We start from the raw sequence: 16,291 nt of genomic DNA on the forward strand, positions 1-16,291 counted from the left end.
GCGCTAGGCGAATTGACCCAGCCGTAGGAGATCTCCATTGAGGGCGCCACTGCCGAGCCTATCGGCGCGTGCGGTCTCAGGGCGCGGCGGCGGCATGGAGTGGCCGATCGCAAACAGAAGCGCGCTGGCCGCCGAAAGCAGCGCGAACAGCAGGAACATGCCGGCGCCGCCGACAGTGCCGAGTGCCAGGCCGCCGATCAGCGGCCCAAGGAAGTTCCCGACCGTCGAGAGCGAATGGGCGCCGAAATAGGTGCCGCGATTGCCGGCATTCGAAATGCCGTCGACCAGCACATATTCCGAGGGCACGATGAGCACCTCGCCGATGGTGAAGAGGATCATCGAGGCGACGAGCATTTCCATTCCGGAGGAGGCTGCGAAACCGATTTCGCCGAGCAGGAAAAGCAGGCAGCCGAGCGACAGCGCCGGCAGTGCACCGATCCGTTCGATGACGAAGCGGGCAGGCGTGCTGGCGATCAGCACCGTTGCGGCATTGGTCGAAACCAGGAGCGCGAAGAGGGTGACGCCATCCGCAAAGCCGGTGTTGAGATACTGCGACAAGGTCACCGACCATTGACCATGAACGGCCAAGAGCAGCGTGCCGCCGATGACGAAGAATACGAGCCTTCGGTCGCGCAGGGCGGCAACAAGCCCGCGCCAGCCACCGGCAGCCTGTGTTGCCCCTTTGGTTTGGATCATCTGCCTGTTGCCGGCTTCGGGCACGTTCAAGAAGAGCACCAGGCCGAAGGCTGCGTGCATGACGCCGGCGCTGACGAACAGCGTCGAATAGGCGGCACCCACCCAGACGCCAATCAAGGGCCCGATGGCCCAGCCGGCATTGATGGCGAGATAACGCCAGGAGAAGACCTTAAGGCGCAGATGCTCAGGCGCGGCATCGCTCATCAAGGCACGCGCAACCGGTTCGTAGACGGCGGCTGCGACGGCAGACACGATGTGCGCCAGCGCGAAGGCGGCGATCGATTGCGCCAGTCCGAGCCCCGCCAGCGCCAGCCCGGCCATGAAAAGCGCTGCGGTCAGCACCCCTTTTCGGCCAATGCGATCGGACAGCGTGCCGGCAAAGGGACTGACGATTGCGCCGAGCAGCGGGCCGGCACCGATGAGAGCGCCGATGCCTGCGGGGCTGAGGCCAAAATCACGCTGCAGACGGATCGCGAGGAAGGTCAGGCTCATGCCCTTGGCGATCGTCACCACGCCGGAACCCGCGATGAGAAGCAGCGCAACACGGCGACCCGCTTTTTCGGAATAGGCATTCATCGCGGGCACCTGCAGGCTGGGAGCGCTCGGTTTCCGTGGGAATGTCGAGCGACGGGAGTAGGGAAGAAGACTCCCTTTGCGATTACATCCGTCGCGTGTACTCGGCAAGTGGGACAGCTATCCAGCGGCAATCTGTCTCTGTGGGTGGAGGGCGTCGGTTTCCCACTCGGCCGTGGTCTGAACGAAAATGCAAGGCGGCCACCGGTCGTGGCGGCCTCAGGGCTGTTTCACCTGCCGGTTATTCGTTCCCCTGCCGCTCCTGCCAGGTCACGTAGAGCGGTGTTGTGTCGGTATCGTCGACCGGTACATGGCGGAAGCGCATGGCCTGCTCGGCAAGCGGTTTTGCCAGTTCCGCGTAGATCGCCGCTGTCGACAGGCCGAAAGGTTCGGCATCGGCGTTCGAGTTCGCATAGGCGATCTCGGTGATCCCGGCCATGCGCATGGCCGCAAGGCACATCGGGCAGGGCTGTCCACTGGCATAGACGGCAGCACCTTCGAGCCGCGGGGAGCGGAGCGTCCGGGCGGCGGCACGCAATGCGTTGAGTTCCGCATGCGAAGTCGGGTCCCCGGTCGACAGCATCTCGTTGACGCCGCGGCCGACGATCTCGCCGTCCTTGACGACGACAGCGCCAAAGGGCCGTCCGCCATCCTCGATGTTGCGGCGGGCAAGCGTTACCGCCTCGGCCAGATAGGTCTGTTCCTGGTTCATGGGAGTTCTTTCTAACGCGCGCCGGCGTCGACCAGCAGCGTCTCAATGCTGCCGTAGCCGCGCTGGCGCGCGTGGCTCAGCGGGCTGACGCCTTCGCCATCGGCGAGGTTGACGTCGGCGCCGGCCTTGATCAGCAGCCGCACGATCTCGGTGTGCTTTTCGCCGCCGGTGCCAAGGATGATCGCCTCAAGCAGCGCTGTCCAGCCGAGGCGATTGACGTGGTTGATATCGACGCCGGCTTCGATCAGCGCCTTGACGGTCTCGACATGGCCGCGCTCGGCGGCCGGAATGAGCGCCGTGCCGCCATAGCGGTTCGTGCTCTTGAGGTCGGCGCCATGGGCCAGCGTCAGCTTCATGATTTCGAGATGGCCACGTGCGCCGGCGTAGAGATAGGGACTGTCCTGGATCTTGTCCTTGGCGTTGACGTCGGCGCCGGCCTCGATCAGCGCGCGTGCCGCATCGACGCGGTTTTCGTGGGTGGCGACGAGAAGGGCCGTGGCGCCGCTGGCATCACGGGTCTCGATGCTTGCGCCCTGTTGCAGCAGCGATTTGACCTTGTCCGTATCACCGGCCTCGGCAGCAGAAATCAGTTGGGTTTCGAGCATGGAGGCCCCCACGGCTGCGGGTGAAAGGCTGAAGGCGGCGATCGATGCGCCGACCAGCGAGCCGAATAGTCTTGGTCGCATTTGGTCTTTCCGATCATGCAGACCGGTCGAACAGGCCGACCGATCGCAGTGGTTCCGGTTGAGGGCGAGACGTGGAAGCCCGGAATTGGCCGCGCTTTCGTGCCGCTCTCGCTCTTTGCGATCTCGTGCTTACTTGAGCCGGCCCGTGACCTTTTCAAGGGCGCAAGATGCGCGTCTTGCCGAACCTGTCCCGCGCCCGGCATGGCGCCCTCGACGCCGACCGTAGGTGGCGGGCCGTCCATTTGGAAATTAAATGTATGAATGATGAAAAGTGGAAATATGAATGCGTTGCCGTTCGACCTGACTGTCCTGAGTGGCCCTAGAGCATCGAGCGGCTGAGACCGCCGTCGACGGGCAGCGCGACGCCGGTGATGTAGCTTGCTTGGCGGCTGGCGAGGAAGGCCGCGGCCGCGCCGAATTCCGCCGGCGTGCCGTAGCGCCCAAGCGGGATCTCCTGCTGGCTGCGCGCCGCGACCGTGGCGATATCGACGCCCTCGCTTTCGGCATCCATCCGGTCGAAGCTGAGCGTGCGGTCGGTGGCAAGCCGCCCTGGAAGAAGCAGGTTGACGGTCACGCCCTCGGCTGCGACCTCGCCGGCAAGTGTCTTCAGCCAGCCTGCAACAGCGCTTCTGAGCGCATTCGAGGCGGTGAGCCCGACGATCGGCTCGCGGATGCTGGTGGAGGCGACGGCGATGATGCGTCCGAACCGGCGTTCCCGCATGCCGGGCAGCAGCCGTCCGGTGATGCGCATGCCGGCCAGCACCATGGTTTCGAATTGCGCCCGCCAGAAATCGGGCTCGATCGCCGAGGCCGGCGAGGGCGGCGGTCCGCCGCCATTCAGCACCAGAATGTCGATCATGCCGAAATCGGCTTCGAGCCGATCCAGCAGGCCGTCGAGCATATCGGGTTTCGAGAGGTCGAGCGCGTAGCCCCGCGCCGACGGGCCGATGTCGCTTGCGATCTTGGCGGCCGATGCGGCATCGCGACCGGTCAGCGCAACGATGACGCCTTCGCTTGCCAGCGCCTCGGCGATGCCGCGGCCCAATCCCTTGCTGCCGCCGAGCACCAGCGCGCGCTTTCCAGCAATACCAAGATCCATGACCGGTTCTCCTCGATGTGGAATTCAGAATGACCAGGAATTGGAGCTACTACAGTTTTGTTCCAAGCGGAATCGAATTGACCGTCGGCGAATGGCGAAGGCAGGCCGAACAGAAAAGCCCGGCCGGAAAACCGGCCGGGCTTTTGCCCCTCGCCCTTGTTGAGCGGATCAGCGGCAGATGCGAATTTTCTTGAAGTAGACGTTACCGTAGTGGTCGTAGCGTTTGACCTTCTTGATGAAGCAGTACGGTTCGTCTTCGTAGTAATAAGGGCCGCCGTAGTAGTCGCCGACATAACCGACATGCCCACCCCAGCCATGACCGTAGTGGCCATTGCTGAAGCCGATCGAGAAACCGCCGGCCTGCGACGGGGCGGCAAAGGAGACGGCGGCGGTAACGGCAACAACGGCTGCGATGATGATCTTGCGCATGATGTTCTCTCCTCTGGATTGGTTGGGATGAGCCTTCGTCATCCATGAGGAGAAGATCGCATGGGACCGATATATTCGCAGTTCCGGATGGAACACGGTGTAGCCGGCGGTTGCGGGGGATCGCGATCCGCCGGCTTTAGCGGTTGCCCAATGCCGAAGCTCGAGACCTTCCGCTAGACGCGCAGTGCCGCTGGAGCGCGAATGCGCGCCATGGCGAAAACGTCTGCAAGCACGCCGTTCCTGAGCGCATAGGCCCTGTGCGTGCCCTCCATCTCGAAACCCGCCTTGCGGTAGAGTGCGATCGCGGGCTCGTTGTCGGTGAAGACCGTGAGCTCGATGCGGCTGATGCCCAGCCAGTTGTCGGCGGCATCGATCAAGGCCGTAAGCAGTGCCTTACCGACGCCCTCGCCACGGTGCTTGTCGTCGACGCTGATGCCAAGGGCGGCCGAATGCTGACGACGTCCCTTGCTGCGGTGCAGGCCGGCCATGCCGACTATATGCCCGTCGCGTTCGGCAACGATGACCGTGTCGTCGTCCGATCTTGTCTCCATCCACTTGCGCGTTTGTTCCGGGGTGGAAAATGGCAGTCGGAGTGTTCCAGATCGGATGCCGGGCTGGCTCATCAGGGCGGCAACCGCCTCCCAGTCGACGATGCGCGCCGCGCGGATCTTGATTTCAGTAGGAGCGTGCGTTTCGGTCATTGTTTCCTCTCTTTGCTCCGAGGAAACAGGACCCAACCCTGCTCGCCTCGGCAGGGTTGGTGGGGGACATTTCGCTTAAATCAGCGCAACAGGTCTCCCGCACACCCCTGGGGTATGCGTGCAAAGCACCATTGCGATCGTCGAGCGATTGTCCATGGCGGAAGAATAACAAGCGCAAGTGGAAAGGCAAGTCCGCAGAACGCGCCGAACGCTCTGCGCGCCGCGATCAGGTGACCTGCCAGGCGATATAGACGAGCGTGGCGGCGATCAGCCAGAGGGCGACGCGGCCTGAACGGGTATGCCGGGCCTCCGCCTTGCCGATCGCGTGCGCCGTCTCGGCGTCGAAGCGCAGGCCGTTCTCGCTCATCGCCATGATCTCGCTGGAGAATTTTTCCGTGCGGGCGGCGATTTCGGGGGCGGCCTCGGCGAGCCGCAGCGCCGCGTGCAGGCCGTCGCGAAGGTCGGTGACGATGCGTTTCGGCCCGAGATTGTCGCGAATCCATTTGCCGACGACCGGTTCGGAGGCCTTCCACATGTTGAAGCGCGGATTGAGCGTGCGTGCCACACCTTCGACGACCACCATGGTCTTCTGCAGCATCACGAGCTCGGGGCGCGTCTGCATGTCGAAGAGCTCGGTGACCTCGAAGAGCAGCGTCAAGAGCTTCGCCATCGAGATGGTTTCGGCCGGCTGGCCGTGGATCGGCTCGCCGATCGCACGGATTGCCTGGGCGAAGCTCGCGGCGTCGTGATGCGAAGGCACGTAGCCCGCCTCGAAGTGCACGTCGGCGACGCGCTGGTAGTCGCGGGTAATGAAGCCGAAGAGGATCTCCGCCAGGAACCGGCGCTCCTTCTTGCCGAGACGGCCGACAATCCCCATGTCGACGGCGACGATATGGCCGGCGTCGTCGACGAAGAGATTGCCCTGGTGCATGTCGGCATGGAAGAAGCCATCGCGCAGCGTGTGGCGCAGGAAGGACTGGATCAGCGTCTCGGCAAGCTGGTTGAGGTCGTGCCCGGCGGCCTTCAACCCCTCGATATCCGACATCTTGACGCCGTCGATCCATTCCATGGTGACGACATCGCGTCCGGTCCGTTCCCAATCGACTTTCGGCACGCGGAAGCCGGAATCGTCCTTGGTGTTTTCGCCAAGCTCGGAAAGGGCGGCGGCCTCCAGCCGAAGGTCCATTTCGATCTTCGTCGTCTGCTCCAGCGTCTTGGTGACCTCGACCGGCTTCAGCCGGCGCGTATAGGGCAAGAACCGCTCCTGCATATGGCTGACGAGATACATCGCCTCGATATCGGAGGCGAAACGCTGGCGCACGCCGGGGCGGATGACCTTGACCGCGACCTTTTCGGGCTTGCCGTCGCGAAGCACGATGGCCGGATGCACCTGCGCGATCGAGGCGGCCGCCATCGGTTCGGAGAGCTCGGCGTAGAGGTCCTCGACCTTGCGGCCGAGCGAACCTTCGATTGCGGCCTTCGCCTCGCTCTGCGGGAAGGTCGCCATGCTGTCCTGCAAGAGCGACAGGTCGGCCGCGAACTCTGCGCCGACGACATCCGGGCGCGTCGCCAGGAACTGACCGATCTTGACATAGGAGGGCCCGAGGCGGGCGACCGCGCGTGACAAGCGGTCGCTGCGTTCCTCGCCCGGCACCCTGCGGCGCGCCAGAAGTCCTGCCGCCTTCTGGGCGAAACGGGCAAACGGCGGCAGATGCTCGGTTGGGACGGCTGAGACGACGCCTTCGCGCACGAGAACCCACCCGATCCGCGCAAGGCGGACATATGTTCCAGGCGTGCTCATCGGGTTCAGATTTTCCAGCCGGAATGCAGCGCTGCGATGCCGCCGGTGTAATTGGTGAAGGAGACGCGTGAGAAGCCGGCCTCCTTGATCATCGTCGCGAAGTTGCGCTGGTTCGGGAACTTGCGGATCGATTCCACCAGATACTGGTAGGGCGCCTCGTCGCCGGTGATCAGCTTGCCGAATTTCGGGATCGCGTTGAACGACCAGGCATCATAGAAGCGATCGAGCAGCGGCATCTCCACTTCGGAGAATTCCAGTACCAGCAGGCGACCGCCGCGCCTCAGCACCCGGTGCGCCTCTTTCAGCGCCACGTCGATGCGCGGCACGTTGCGAATGCCGAAGGCGATCGTATAGGCGTCGAAGGAATTGGCCTCGAAGGGCAGTTCCTCGGCATTGGCCTCGACGAATTCGAGATTGGCGGAAAGCTTCCTCTTCTCCGCCCGTTCGGCGCCGACGGCGAGCATCGAGCCGTTGATGTCGAGCACGGTCGCATGCGCCTTGCGGTCGGAGGCCTCGATGATGCGGAAGGCGATATCGCCGGTGCCGCCGGCAACGTCCAGAACCTTGTAGTCTTCGCGGCGCGGCGGGTTGAGGGCGGCGATCATCGCGTCCTTCCAGGCGCGGTGTAGGCCGGCCGACATCACGTCGTTCATGATGTCGTAGCGCTTCGCCACCTTATGGAAGACGTCGTTGACGAGCGGCTGCTTTTCGCCGGCGTCGACATTGCGGAAACCGAAGGATGTTTCCATGCCGCCATCGGCCGATACGCGCTGATCCGTCATACGAAGAACTCCACCTGAACCAATTTTTCCGGCACCATAGCGAAAAGGCCCCATCCGCGCTATCTCGTGGACGGGACCGCGCCTGCGGCATAGCGCACTCCCTATAGGATAAGAAGGCCGCCAAGGAAATGCCAACCACCGCATCCGGTGGCTGAGATCGTAGGAGTGCATTTATGCCGGAGTTGCCCGAGGTCGAAACCGTCAAGCGCGGCCTGGCGCCGACCATGGAGGGCGCGCGAATCGTCAATGCGGAATTGCGCCGTCCGGACCTGCGCTTCCCGTTTCCGGAGAATTTTTCTTCGACCGTTGCCGGCCAGCGCATTGTCTCGCTGTCACGGCGGGCGAAGTACCTGATGATCGATCTGGAAGCCGGCGACGTGATCATCGCCCATCTCGGTATGTCCGGTTCCTTCCGCATCGAGGCAGGGCCGGCTGCAGCGACGCCGGGCGAGTTTCACCATCCGCGCGGCAAGGACGAGAAGCACGATCACGTCATCTTTCATCTCGACGGCGCCGAAGGCCCGGTGCGGGTGATCTACAACGACCCACGTCGTTTCGGTTTCATGGATCTTGCCCGCCGCGACACGGTGGCGAGCCACGCCTATTTCCGCGCGCTTGGCGAGGAGCCGACCGGAAACGCGCTCGATGCCGCCTATCTCGCCGCACGCTTTTCCGGCAAGGCGCAGCCGCTGAAGGCGGCCTTGCTCGACCAGAAGAACATCGCCGGTCTCGGCAATATCTATGTCTGCGAGGCGCTGTGGCGCTCGAGCCTGTCACCGGTGAAGCCGGCGGGCGAACTCGTCGACAAGCGTGGTAAGCCCAAAGATGGCCTGGTGCGCCTGACGGACGCGATCCGCGAGGTCATCGCCGATGCCATTGCGGCCGGCGGCTCGTCGCTGAAGGACCATATTCGGGCCGACGGCTCGCTCGGTTACTTCCAGCACTCCTTCTCCGTCTACGACCGCGAAGGAGAGCCTTGCCGCACGCCGGGCTGCAACGATACGGTCGCCCGTATCGTGCAGGCGGGCCGGTCGACCTTCTATTGCCCGCATTGCCAGAAATGAACGCCGGGCTGTCCGCGGCCTGGCGTCGGAGATGAACCGGAGGAAACTGGAATGACCTATGAAACGCTGCTGGTCGAAACACGCGGCCGCGTCGGCCTCGTAACGCTCAATCGGCCGCAGGCGCTGAACGCCCTGAACTCGACCGTCATGCGCGAGCTTGCTGCCGTGCTGAAGGCCTTCGATGCCGACAAGGAGATCGGCGCCGTGGTCTTGACCGGTTCGGAGAAGGCCTTTGCTGCCGGCGCCGACATCAAGGAGATGCAGTCGCTCGATTTCGTCGACAGCTATCTCGGCGATTTCATCGGCGGCTGGGACCAGGTGGCGGGCGCCCGCAAGCCGGTCATCGCGGCCGTGTCGGGCTATGCGCTCGGCGGCGGCTGCGAGGTTGCCATGATGTGCGATTTCATCATCGCCTCGGAGACGGCCAAGTTCGGCCAGCCGGAAATCACCCTCGGCGTCATTCCTGGCATGGGCGGTTCCCAGCGCCTGACCCGTGCTGTCGGCAAGGCCAAGGCCATGGATCTGATATTGACCGGCCGCATGATGGATGCGGCGGAAGCCGAACGCGCGGGACTCGTTTCGCGTGTGGTGGCGCCGGAGAAATTGATGGAGGAAGCGCTGGCCGCTGCCGAGAAGATCGCCTCGTTCTCGCTGCCGGCCGTGATGATGGCGAAGGAGGCTGTGAGCCGCTCGCTGGAGCTGACGCTGGCCGAAGGCCTTCGTTTCGAGCGGAGGCTCTTCCACTCGCTGTTTGCGACGGAGGACCAGAAGGAAGGCATGGCCGCCTTCGTCGCCAAGCGCAAGCCGGAGTTCAAGCATCGCTAGAGCGGGATGAGGAATAGTGTTTACGGTTTTCCGCCCGCATCCCGCTCAAGCCTGTTAGAAACGATCACGTTTATGGTTTTGGGTCGATCAGACCCAAGACCATCGTGATCTAAGCCAGAGCACGGCGCAGATTCTAGAAAATGCGCGTTGACGGGGCGGCTGTTTCCCGCTATACGCCGCCCTCAGTTTGGAACGCCATTTTGGGCTTTCCGGAAATATTCCCGAATTGCTTTGATGACAGGTCGCAGTGACCCGGCACGGCGAGGGCGGAGTTCATGTCAGTTTTCGAAGAGAGGCACCAATGGCCAATACAACTTCGGCGAAAAAGGCGACCCGCAAGATCGCACGCCGCACCGCAGTGAACAAGGCCCGTCGTTCGCGCGTTCGCAACTTCATCCGCAAGGTCGAAGAAGCGATCGCTACCGGCGATCAGGCAGTTGCAGCCGCAGCGCTCAAGGCAGCTCAGCCCGAGCTGATGCGCGCAGCCACCAAGGGCGTCCTGCACGCCAACACTGCATCGCGCAAGGTTTCGCGCCTCGCGCAGCGCGTGAAGTCGCTTTCGGCCTAATCCGGCTAAGAAAAATCTGTTGACGAAAAGCCCGGCCCTTGCGCCGGGCTTTTCGGATTCATACTTCTGTCATCGCGATGGTTAATCCGACGGTATTACGTTGTGTCAATGCGATGACAAAATTTATGAAATAAATTCAATGACATACGGGAGGTCCTTATCAAAAGGATGTCTCTGGCCGGGGCTCTCCTGACCCCGTAATGAGTCAAGCGATTTTTTATTTTTTTTCTTTTTCGCCAGCTAAGCAAAGGGCGAAAAATCAAAACCCTTGATTCAAAAGCGATTCTTCACGGACTCGGAATGCGGCAAGCAAAAGGCAGGCTGAGAGTCAACGGTCAGTGCCTAAGGTTGCTTAAAAATCGCGATTGATCTTGCCCATCGATCCTGCCTAAATGCCCTCCACAGGGGACACGGACCACATCTGTAAAGGAAGCAGAAGACGCCATTTCGAAGAAATGGTTTCGATGTTTCTGTCCTTTGTATCAGGGCGGCTCCGCGTCGTTCAATCAGACAAGTCGAAGGTGAAAAAACCGGATGGTTCGTTCCACTCCGGGTGAGGAGCTTTCGTCCTATGGTTGTGTGGCGGGGCTTGGCTCGTGACGGCGGGTGCAAGCGGCGCCTGCCGGCAGACAAAGGTCCAACGCGCGGCTCATCGCTTCGTACGAGGGTGCGAAGAGCTGTTGACGAGGAGGAGGATCCGAGGCGGTGCGGAAGCGCACCGGAGGATTGTTGACAAGAGGCGCGAGGGGACATCTCCGGCCACAGGTGGGCTGGTGGATGCGCGTAGCGCGCAGCGAGGCGGGAGATGAGGAGCCCGGCGTCGACTGCGACTGTGACGTTCGGCGAGTGCGGCATGGCCTTTCGGGGCGCCGCGGGCGACGGACATACGAGATGACGCCGGCAGTGATGACGGCATCTGAACATGAACTGGAAGGCGGCAAAATGCAGATGAATTTGGTGACGGCGGGCGCACTTCAGAAAGAAGGAGACGCATTCCAAGCCGGAAGCAATCTATCTCAGGCGGCGGGGGAAAAAGTCGACATGAGGCACGACGCACTGTTCGAGCGAGTAAGTGCGCGTCTCAAGGCTCAGGTCGGTCCGGATGTCTTTGCGAGCTGGTTTGGGCGTCTGAAGCTCCATTCCGTATCCAAGAGCGTCGTGCGCCTCTCGGTGCCGACCACGTTCCTGAAGTCCTGGATCAACAATCGTTATCTCGATCTCATCACGTCGCTCTTTCAGCAGGAAGACGGCGAGATTCTGAAGGTCGAAATCCTGGTGCGCACCGCGACCCGTGGCGCCCGGCCGACGACACAGGAAGACGTGTTGCCGCAGGCGACCGAAGCGGCTCCAGCCGCACCGGCACGCCGTCCGGCAGCAGCCCAGCCGGTCTCAACCGTCGCCGCAGCGGCGATTGCGAGCGTACAGAGGCCTGTCCAGGCGCCGCTTTTCGGCTCGCCGCTCGACCAGCGCTATAATTTCGAAAGCTTCGTCGAGGGTTCCTCGAACCGCGTGGCGCTTGCCGCTGCCCGGACGATCGCGGAAGCCGGCGCCGGTGCCGTGCGGTTCAACCCGCTCTTCATCCATTCGAGCGTCGGTCTCGGCAAGACGCACCTCCTGCAGGCCATCGCCATCCAGGCGCTGCAGAGCGCGCGTGCACCGCGCGTCGTCTATCTGACGGCCGAATATTTCATGTGGCGTTTCGCCACCGCCATTCGCGACAACGATGCGCTGTCGCTCAAGGAGTCGCTGCGCAACATCGATCTGCTGATCATCGACGACATGCAGTTCCTGCAGGGTAAGTCGATCCAGCACGAATTCTGCCATCTCTTGAACATGCTGCTCGACTCCGCCAAGCAGGTCGTCGTCGCCGCCGACCGCGCTCCGTGGGAACTGGAATCGCTCGACAGCCGCGTTCGCTCGCGTCTCCAGGGCGGTGTCGCCATCGAGATGGATGGCCCCGACTACGACATGCGCCTCGAAATGCTGAAGCGTCGGCTGGACGTCGCCCGCCAGGACGATGGATCGCTCGACATTCCCGGCGATATCCTGAGCCATGTCGCCCGCAATGTGACGGCGAGCGGTCGCGAGCTGGAAGGCGCGTTCAACCAGCTTCTGTTCCGTCGTTCCTTCGAGCCGCAGCTTTCGATCGAGCGCGTCGATGAACTGCTCGGCCACCTCGTCAATGCCGGCGAGCCGCGCCGCGTGCGGATCGAGGACATCCAGCGCGTCGTCGCCAAGCATTATAACGTCTCGCGCCAGGAGCTCGTTTCCAACCGTCGCACCCGCGTCATCGTCAAGCCGCGCCAGATCGCCATGTATCTGTCGAAGACGCTGACGCCGCGCTCCTTCCCGGAGATCGGCCGTCGCTTCGGCGGACGTGACCACACGACGGTGCTGCATGCCGTGCGCAAGATCGAAGAGCTGATTTCGGGCGATACCAAGCTCAGCCACGAGATCGAGCTTCTGAAGCGTCTGATCAACGAATAGTCGCAGCTGACTGTTTCAAAGAAAAGGCCCGGTTTTCCGGGCCTTTTTTCGTTTTGGACTAACGCACCGCCTTCAACGTCGGTCGCTGAGACGGCCTGATCGGCTGGTCCTCGACGACCTGCGATGTGCGGGCCTCCGCGATGATCCAGCTGCGAAAGGCGACGACTGGCGGTCGGTCGAGAGCGGCCGGCGGATAAACGAGGTGATAGGCAAGGCCGGTCATCACTCCCTCCGGGAAGGGGGCAACCAGCAGGCCTTCCGCAAGCTCCCGCGCCACGAGCGATAGGCGCACCAGGGCGACCCCGTCGCCGGCCTTGGCCGCCTCGATGGCGCCGTTGCTGTTGACGAAGACCGGCCCGCGCCCGGGATCCACCCCTTCGGCCCCTGCCGCATCCAGCCACAGCCGCCAGTCCTGGCGGTGCACGTCGTGCAACAGCGCATGGCGAGCAAGGTCGCTAGGCGTGTCGAGCGGCAATTTGGCCCGAAGTGCCGGATGGATGACCGGAACCGGGTCGTCGTCGATCAGCCGTTCGCTGGCCAGGCCGTCATACCGGCCGAGCCCATGCCGGATGGCGACGTCGACGCCGTCACTGTTAAAATCCGTCAGCCGGTTCGTGGTGCTGATGCGGACGTCGATGCCAGGCACCTTCTGTTCGAAGGCGCCGATGCGCGGCACCAGCCATTGCGCGGCGAAGGTCGGCGTGCAGCTCACCGTCAGCACCGGCGCACGTTTGCGCGCCGTCAGCTCCTCGGTTGCCTCCCGCATCATGCGGAAGGCACGTCGGAGCGTTGCGAAATAGAGGCTGCCGTCTTCCGTCAGAACCAGTTGCCTGGGCCTTCGTTCGAAGAGCATTACACCCAGCGTCTGCTCCAGCTCCCGCACCTGCAGGCTGACGGCGCCCGGCGTGACGTTGAGTTCGTGCGCGGCCTTGGTGACGCTTGAATGACGCGCCGTCGCCTCGAAGGCGCGAAGCGATGCAAGGGAGGGAAGGGATGTGGTCATGGTTTAGCCAAACTCAATCATACAGCGAGAAATGATCGTTTGTCCGAAGCGTAATATGCTGAGAATAATGGCATAAATTCACGACGGTCAACACCGTTTCGATTTAGTCAGATAAACAAATGAGGGTTTTCGCGATGGTGCAGCCGGTTCAGGCCAAGGTCATGGGAGCGCGGGAATGGGGCATGTTGATCATGCTCTCTCTCCTCTGGGGCGGCTCCTTCTTCTTCATCGGTATCGCCGTCAAGGCGCTGCCGCCATTTACGATCGTGGCGCTGAGGGTCAGCCTCGCGGCGGTCGCACTGCTCGTTTTCCTGCGCCTTGCGGGACTGTCGATGCCGCGGGACCCGCGTGTGTGGCTGGCGTTCTTCGGCATGGGGCTGCTCAACAATCTCATCCCCTTTTCGCTCATCGTCTGGGGGCAGACGCATATCGCCAGCGGCCTCGCCTCGATCCTCAACGCCACCACGCCGCTTTTCGGCGTGATCGTCGCGCATCTGCTGACCGATGACGAGAAGCTGACCGTCAACCGCTTCGCCGGCGTGGTCGTCGGTTTCCTGGGCGTTGCCATGATGATCGGTCCGGCGGCACTCGGCGGGCTCGGCTCGAACCTTGTTGCTCAGCTTGCCGTTCTCGGTGCGGCGCTCTCCTATTCGCTCGCCGGTGTCTTTGCCCGCCGCTTCAAGCGCATGGGCGTGGCACCGATCGTGACGGCCACCGGCCAGGTCTCTGCTGCCAGCATCATGCTGGTGCCGCTGTCGCTGCTCGTCGATCATCCCTGGACGCTTACGATGCCCGGCCTCGACGTCTGGGCCGCGATCGTCGGCATTGCTCTGGTCTCCACGGCGCTCGCTTATGTCCTGTTCTTCCGCATCCTGGAAACGGCTGGAGTCACCAACCTGATGCTCGTCACCTTCCTGATCCCGGTCAGCGCCATCCTGCTTGGCGCGATGTTCCTGGGCGAAACGCTGGAACCCAAGCATTTCCTCGGCATGACCTTGATCGCAGCCGGTCTGGCAGCAATCGACGGGCGACTTCTTCGCCTCTTTTCTCGGCCGGCCGCCGACCCCAAGTTAGAGTGCCGCGAGAACGTCTGAGCGTTCCCTTCTTACACGCATTGCGGGCCGGTGGGCGAAAGCACCACCGGCTCTGTTTTTTTCAGCTGGGTTGTCGGCTATTCCTTGCCGCCACCGTCTTTGTTTCAGGAGCAGGAGTTCCGATGCTTTACGCCGTGTTTTGCTACAACAACGAAAATGTCACCAGTGAGTGGAGCAAGGAGCAGGATGAAAAGGTCATGCGCGACTTGGCGGCCGTACAGAGCAAATATGCTGAAGCCGGAAAACTTGGGCCGGTGGCGCGCCTGATGCCAACGACAACGGCGACGACGCTTCGGCATACTCACAGCGAGACGATTGTCATCGATGGTCCTTTCGCCGAAACCAAGGAGCAGTTGCTCGGCTTCTATGTCGTCGACTGCGCGTCTATGGACGAAGCACTCGAATTTGCTCGTGATCTGAGTTCTGCCAACCCGGCGGCCGGCTCTTACGAAATCCGACCCCTTGCCATCTACAAACCCAGTGAGCTTGCTTCATGACAGACACAGCCTGGATAGACCTCGCACTCGTTTCAGCCCGGCCGCAGGCAGTGGGCGCATTGCTGCGCTATTTCCGCAATCTCGATACGGCCGAGGAAGCGTTTCAGGAGGCCTGCATCCGGGCTTTGAAGACCTGGCCGAAAAGCGGCCCGCCGCGCGATCCTGCGGCGTGGCTGATCTTCGTCGGGCGCAACAGCGGCATCGACAAGGTCCGCCGTCAGTCCCGCGAAACGGCGCTGCCACCGGAGGAAATGCTCTCCGATCTCGAGGATCAGGAGAGCAATCTCGCCGACCGGCTGGATGGCTCGCAATATCGCGACGACATTCTTCGGCTGCTGTTCGTCTGCAGCAATCCGGCTCTGCCGGCAACCCAGCAGATCGCGCTGGCTCTGCGCATCGTCTCGGGCCTTTCGGTCAAGCAGATTGCCCGCGCCTTTCTCGTCAGCGAAGCGGCGATGGAACAGCGCATCACCCGCGCCAAGTCCCGCGTCGCGGCGGCCGGCCTTGCTTTCGAAACGCCCGATGTTGCCGATCGTGCCGACCGGCTCGCCGCCGTCGCAACGATGATCTATCTCGTCTTCAACGAAGGCTATTCGGCGATGAACGGCCCGGAAAGCGTCTCGGCCGATCTCTGCGAGGAGGCGATCCGGCTCGGGCGTCTGCTGCTGGAGCTTTTTCCCGCGGAACCGGAGATCATGGGGCTGACGGCGCTGATGATGATACAGCATTCCCGCGCGCGCGCCCGTTTCGATGCCGATGGCGCCGTCATCCTGCTCGAAGACCAGGATCGCGGATTGTGGAACCGCCCACTGATTGATGAGGCGCTGGCGCTGATCGACAGGGCGATGCGCCACCGCCAGCCCGGCGCCTATCAGATCCAGGCCGCGATCGCTGCCCTGCATGCGCGGGCGGAACGCCCTGAAGACACCGACTGGGCGCAGATCGACCTGCTGTACCAAGCGCTCGAACGGCTGCAGCCCTCGCCGGTGATTACCCTCAACCGGGCCGTTGCCGTCTCGAAGCGTGACGGTCCGGAGGCGGCACTCGCCATGATCGAGCCGCTGGCTGGCAAACTGTCTGGCTACTTCTATTTCCACGGCCTCAGCGGCCACCTCCTGAAGCAGCTCGGCAAGGTCCGCGAGGCACGCGTCGCTTTTGATCATGCCATCGCGCTTGCGACCAACGCCGCCGAATGCGCCTATATCCGCATGCAACTCGACAAGCTCGACGAGGAGCCGGGCGTCGAAGACGCCGTCGTCAAAAAAAGATGAAAA

At 62.8% G+C, this 16,291-nt stretch carries 16 protein-coding genes; 7 read left to right on the top strand and 9 right to left on the bottom strand.

Annotated features, from left to right (window positions below; genetic code table 11):
- Positions 1-3: 3 nt before the first annotated feature.
- The 8 genes from AC3WWH_RS01520 to ubiE all read right to left on the bottom strand — a co-directional run bounded on the left by AC3WWH_RS01520 (position 4) and on the right by ubiE (position 7,479).
- Positions 4-1,272, bottom strand: coding sequence for an MFS transporter (locus AC3WWH_RS01520; RefSeq protein ID WP_058323686.1), 1,269 nt, complete (start codon positions 1,270-1,272; stop codon positions 4-6).
- A gap of 238 nt (positions 1,273-1,510) precedes the next feature.
- The gene (locus tag AC3WWH_RS01525) at positions 1,511-1,981 is read right to left on the bottom strand and encodes a nucleoside deaminase (RefSeq protein WP_058323685.1); all 471 of its coding nucleotides are present in this window, start codon (positions 1,979-1,981) and stop codon (positions 1,511-1,513) included.
- A gap of 11 nt (positions 1,982-1,992) precedes the next feature.
- On the bottom strand, positions 1,993-2,586 hold the full coding sequence (locus AC3WWH_RS01530) for an ankyrin repeat domain-containing protein (RefSeq protein ID WP_057248245.1): 594 nt from the start codon (positions 2,584-2,586) through the stop codon (positions 1,993-1,995).
- A gap of 400 nt (positions 2,587-2,986) precedes the next feature.
- Positions 2,987-3,766, bottom strand: coding sequence for an SDR family oxidoreductase (locus AC3WWH_RS01535; protein WP_058323684.1), 780 nt, complete (start codon positions 3,764-3,766; stop codon positions 2,987-2,989).
- Positions 3,767-3,934: 168 nt separating this feature from the next.
- On the bottom strand, positions 3,935-4,195 hold the full coding sequence (locus AC3WWH_RS01540; protein WP_058323683.1) for a hypothetical protein: 261 nt from the start codon (positions 4,193-4,195) through the stop codon (positions 3,935-3,937).
- A 173-nt stretch (positions 4,196-4,368) separates the two neighbouring features.
- Complete coding sequence (locus tag AC3WWH_RS01545) at positions 4,369-4,896, bottom strand: GNAT family N-acetyltransferase (RefSeq protein WP_492376868.1); 528 nt, start codon at positions 4,894-4,896, stop codon at positions 4,369-4,371.
- 226 nt (positions 4,897-5,122) lie between these two features.
- Entirely contained in the window at positions 5,123-6,697 is a 1,575-nt protein-coding gene (gene ubiB, locus AC3WWH_RS01550) for a 2-polyprenylphenol 6-hydroxylase (protein ID WP_058323681.1), read from the bottom strand.
- Positions 6,698-6,702: 5 nt separating this feature from the next.
- The gene (gene ubiE, locus AC3WWH_RS01555; RefSeq protein WP_058323680.1) at positions 6,703-7,479 is read right to left on the bottom strand and encodes a bifunctional demethylmenaquinone methyltransferase/2-methoxy-6-polyprenyl-1,4-benzoquinol methylase UbiE; all 777 of its coding nucleotides are present in this window, start codon (positions 7,477-7,479) and stop codon (positions 6,703-6,705) included.
- Positions 7,480-7,652: 173 nt separating this feature from the next.
- On the opposite strand from ubiE, the gene mutM reads away from it, so the two are divergent.
- From mutM to dnaA, 4 genes are all read left to right on the top strand, one after another.
- Positions 7,653-8,543, top strand: a complete 891-nt coding sequence (gene mutM / locus AC3WWH_RS01560) for a bifunctional DNA-formamidopyrimidine glycosylase/DNA-(apurinic or apyrimidinic site) lyase (RefSeq protein WP_058323679.1) — start codon at positions 7,653-7,655, stop codon at positions 8,541-8,543.
- A gap of 51 nt (positions 8,544-8,594) precedes the next feature.
- Positions 8,595-9,368, top strand: a complete 774-nt coding sequence (locus AC3WWH_RS01565) for an enoyl-CoA hydratase (RefSeq protein WP_058323678.1) — start codon at positions 8,595-8,597, stop codon at positions 9,366-9,368.
- 301 nt (positions 9,369-9,669) lie between these two features.
- Positions 9,670-9,936, top strand: coding sequence for a 30S ribosomal protein S20 (rpsT, locus tag AC3WWH_RS01570; RefSeq protein WP_034797494.1), 267 nt, complete (start codon positions 9,670-9,672; stop codon positions 9,934-9,936).
- Between the two features lie 1,041 nt (positions 9,937-10,977).
- Positions 10,978-12,423 carry a chromosomal replication initiator protein DnaA gene (dnaA, locus tag AC3WWH_RS01575; protein ID WP_058323712.1) on the top strand — a complete coding sequence of 482 codons (1,446 nt, stop codon included), beginning with the start codon at positions 10,978-10,980 and terminating at the stop codon, positions 12,421-12,423.
- A gap of 58 nt (positions 12,424-12,481) precedes the next feature.
- Here the strand turns inward: dnaA and gcvA are convergent, their stop codons facing one another.
- Entirely contained in the window at positions 12,482-13,426 is a 945-nt protein-coding gene (gene gcvA, locus AC3WWH_RS01580; RefSeq protein ID WP_058323677.1) for a transcriptional regulator GcvA, read from the bottom strand.
- A gap of 161 nt (positions 13,427-13,587) precedes the next feature.
- Here gcvA and AC3WWH_RS01585 point away from each other — a divergent pair, with 161 nt between their 5' ends.
- From AC3WWH_RS01585 to AC3WWH_RS01595, 3 genes are all read left to right on the top strand, one after another.
- A complete protein-coding gene (locus AC3WWH_RS01585; RefSeq protein ID WP_058323711.1) occupies positions 13,588-14,520 on the top strand; it encodes a DMT family transporter in 933 nt (310 codons plus the stop codon).
- Positions 14,521-14,642: 122 nt separating this feature from the next.
- A complete protein-coding gene (locus tag AC3WWH_RS01590) occupies positions 14,643-15,017 on the top strand; it encodes a YciI family protein (RefSeq protein WP_058323676.1) in 375 nt (124 codons plus the stop codon).
- Positions 15,014-16,288, top strand: a complete 1,275-nt coding sequence (locus tag AC3WWH_RS01595; RefSeq protein ID WP_058323675.1) for an RNA polymerase sigma factor — start codon at positions 15,014-15,016, stop codon at positions 16,286-16,288. Before AC3WWH_RS01590 ends, AC3WWH_RS01595 begins: the two co-directional genes overlap by 4 nt.
- The last annotated feature ends 3 nt before the right edge of the window (positions 16,289-16,291 follow it).

This window comes from Ensifer sp. EB106-03-01-XG145, from assembly GCF_058792075.1.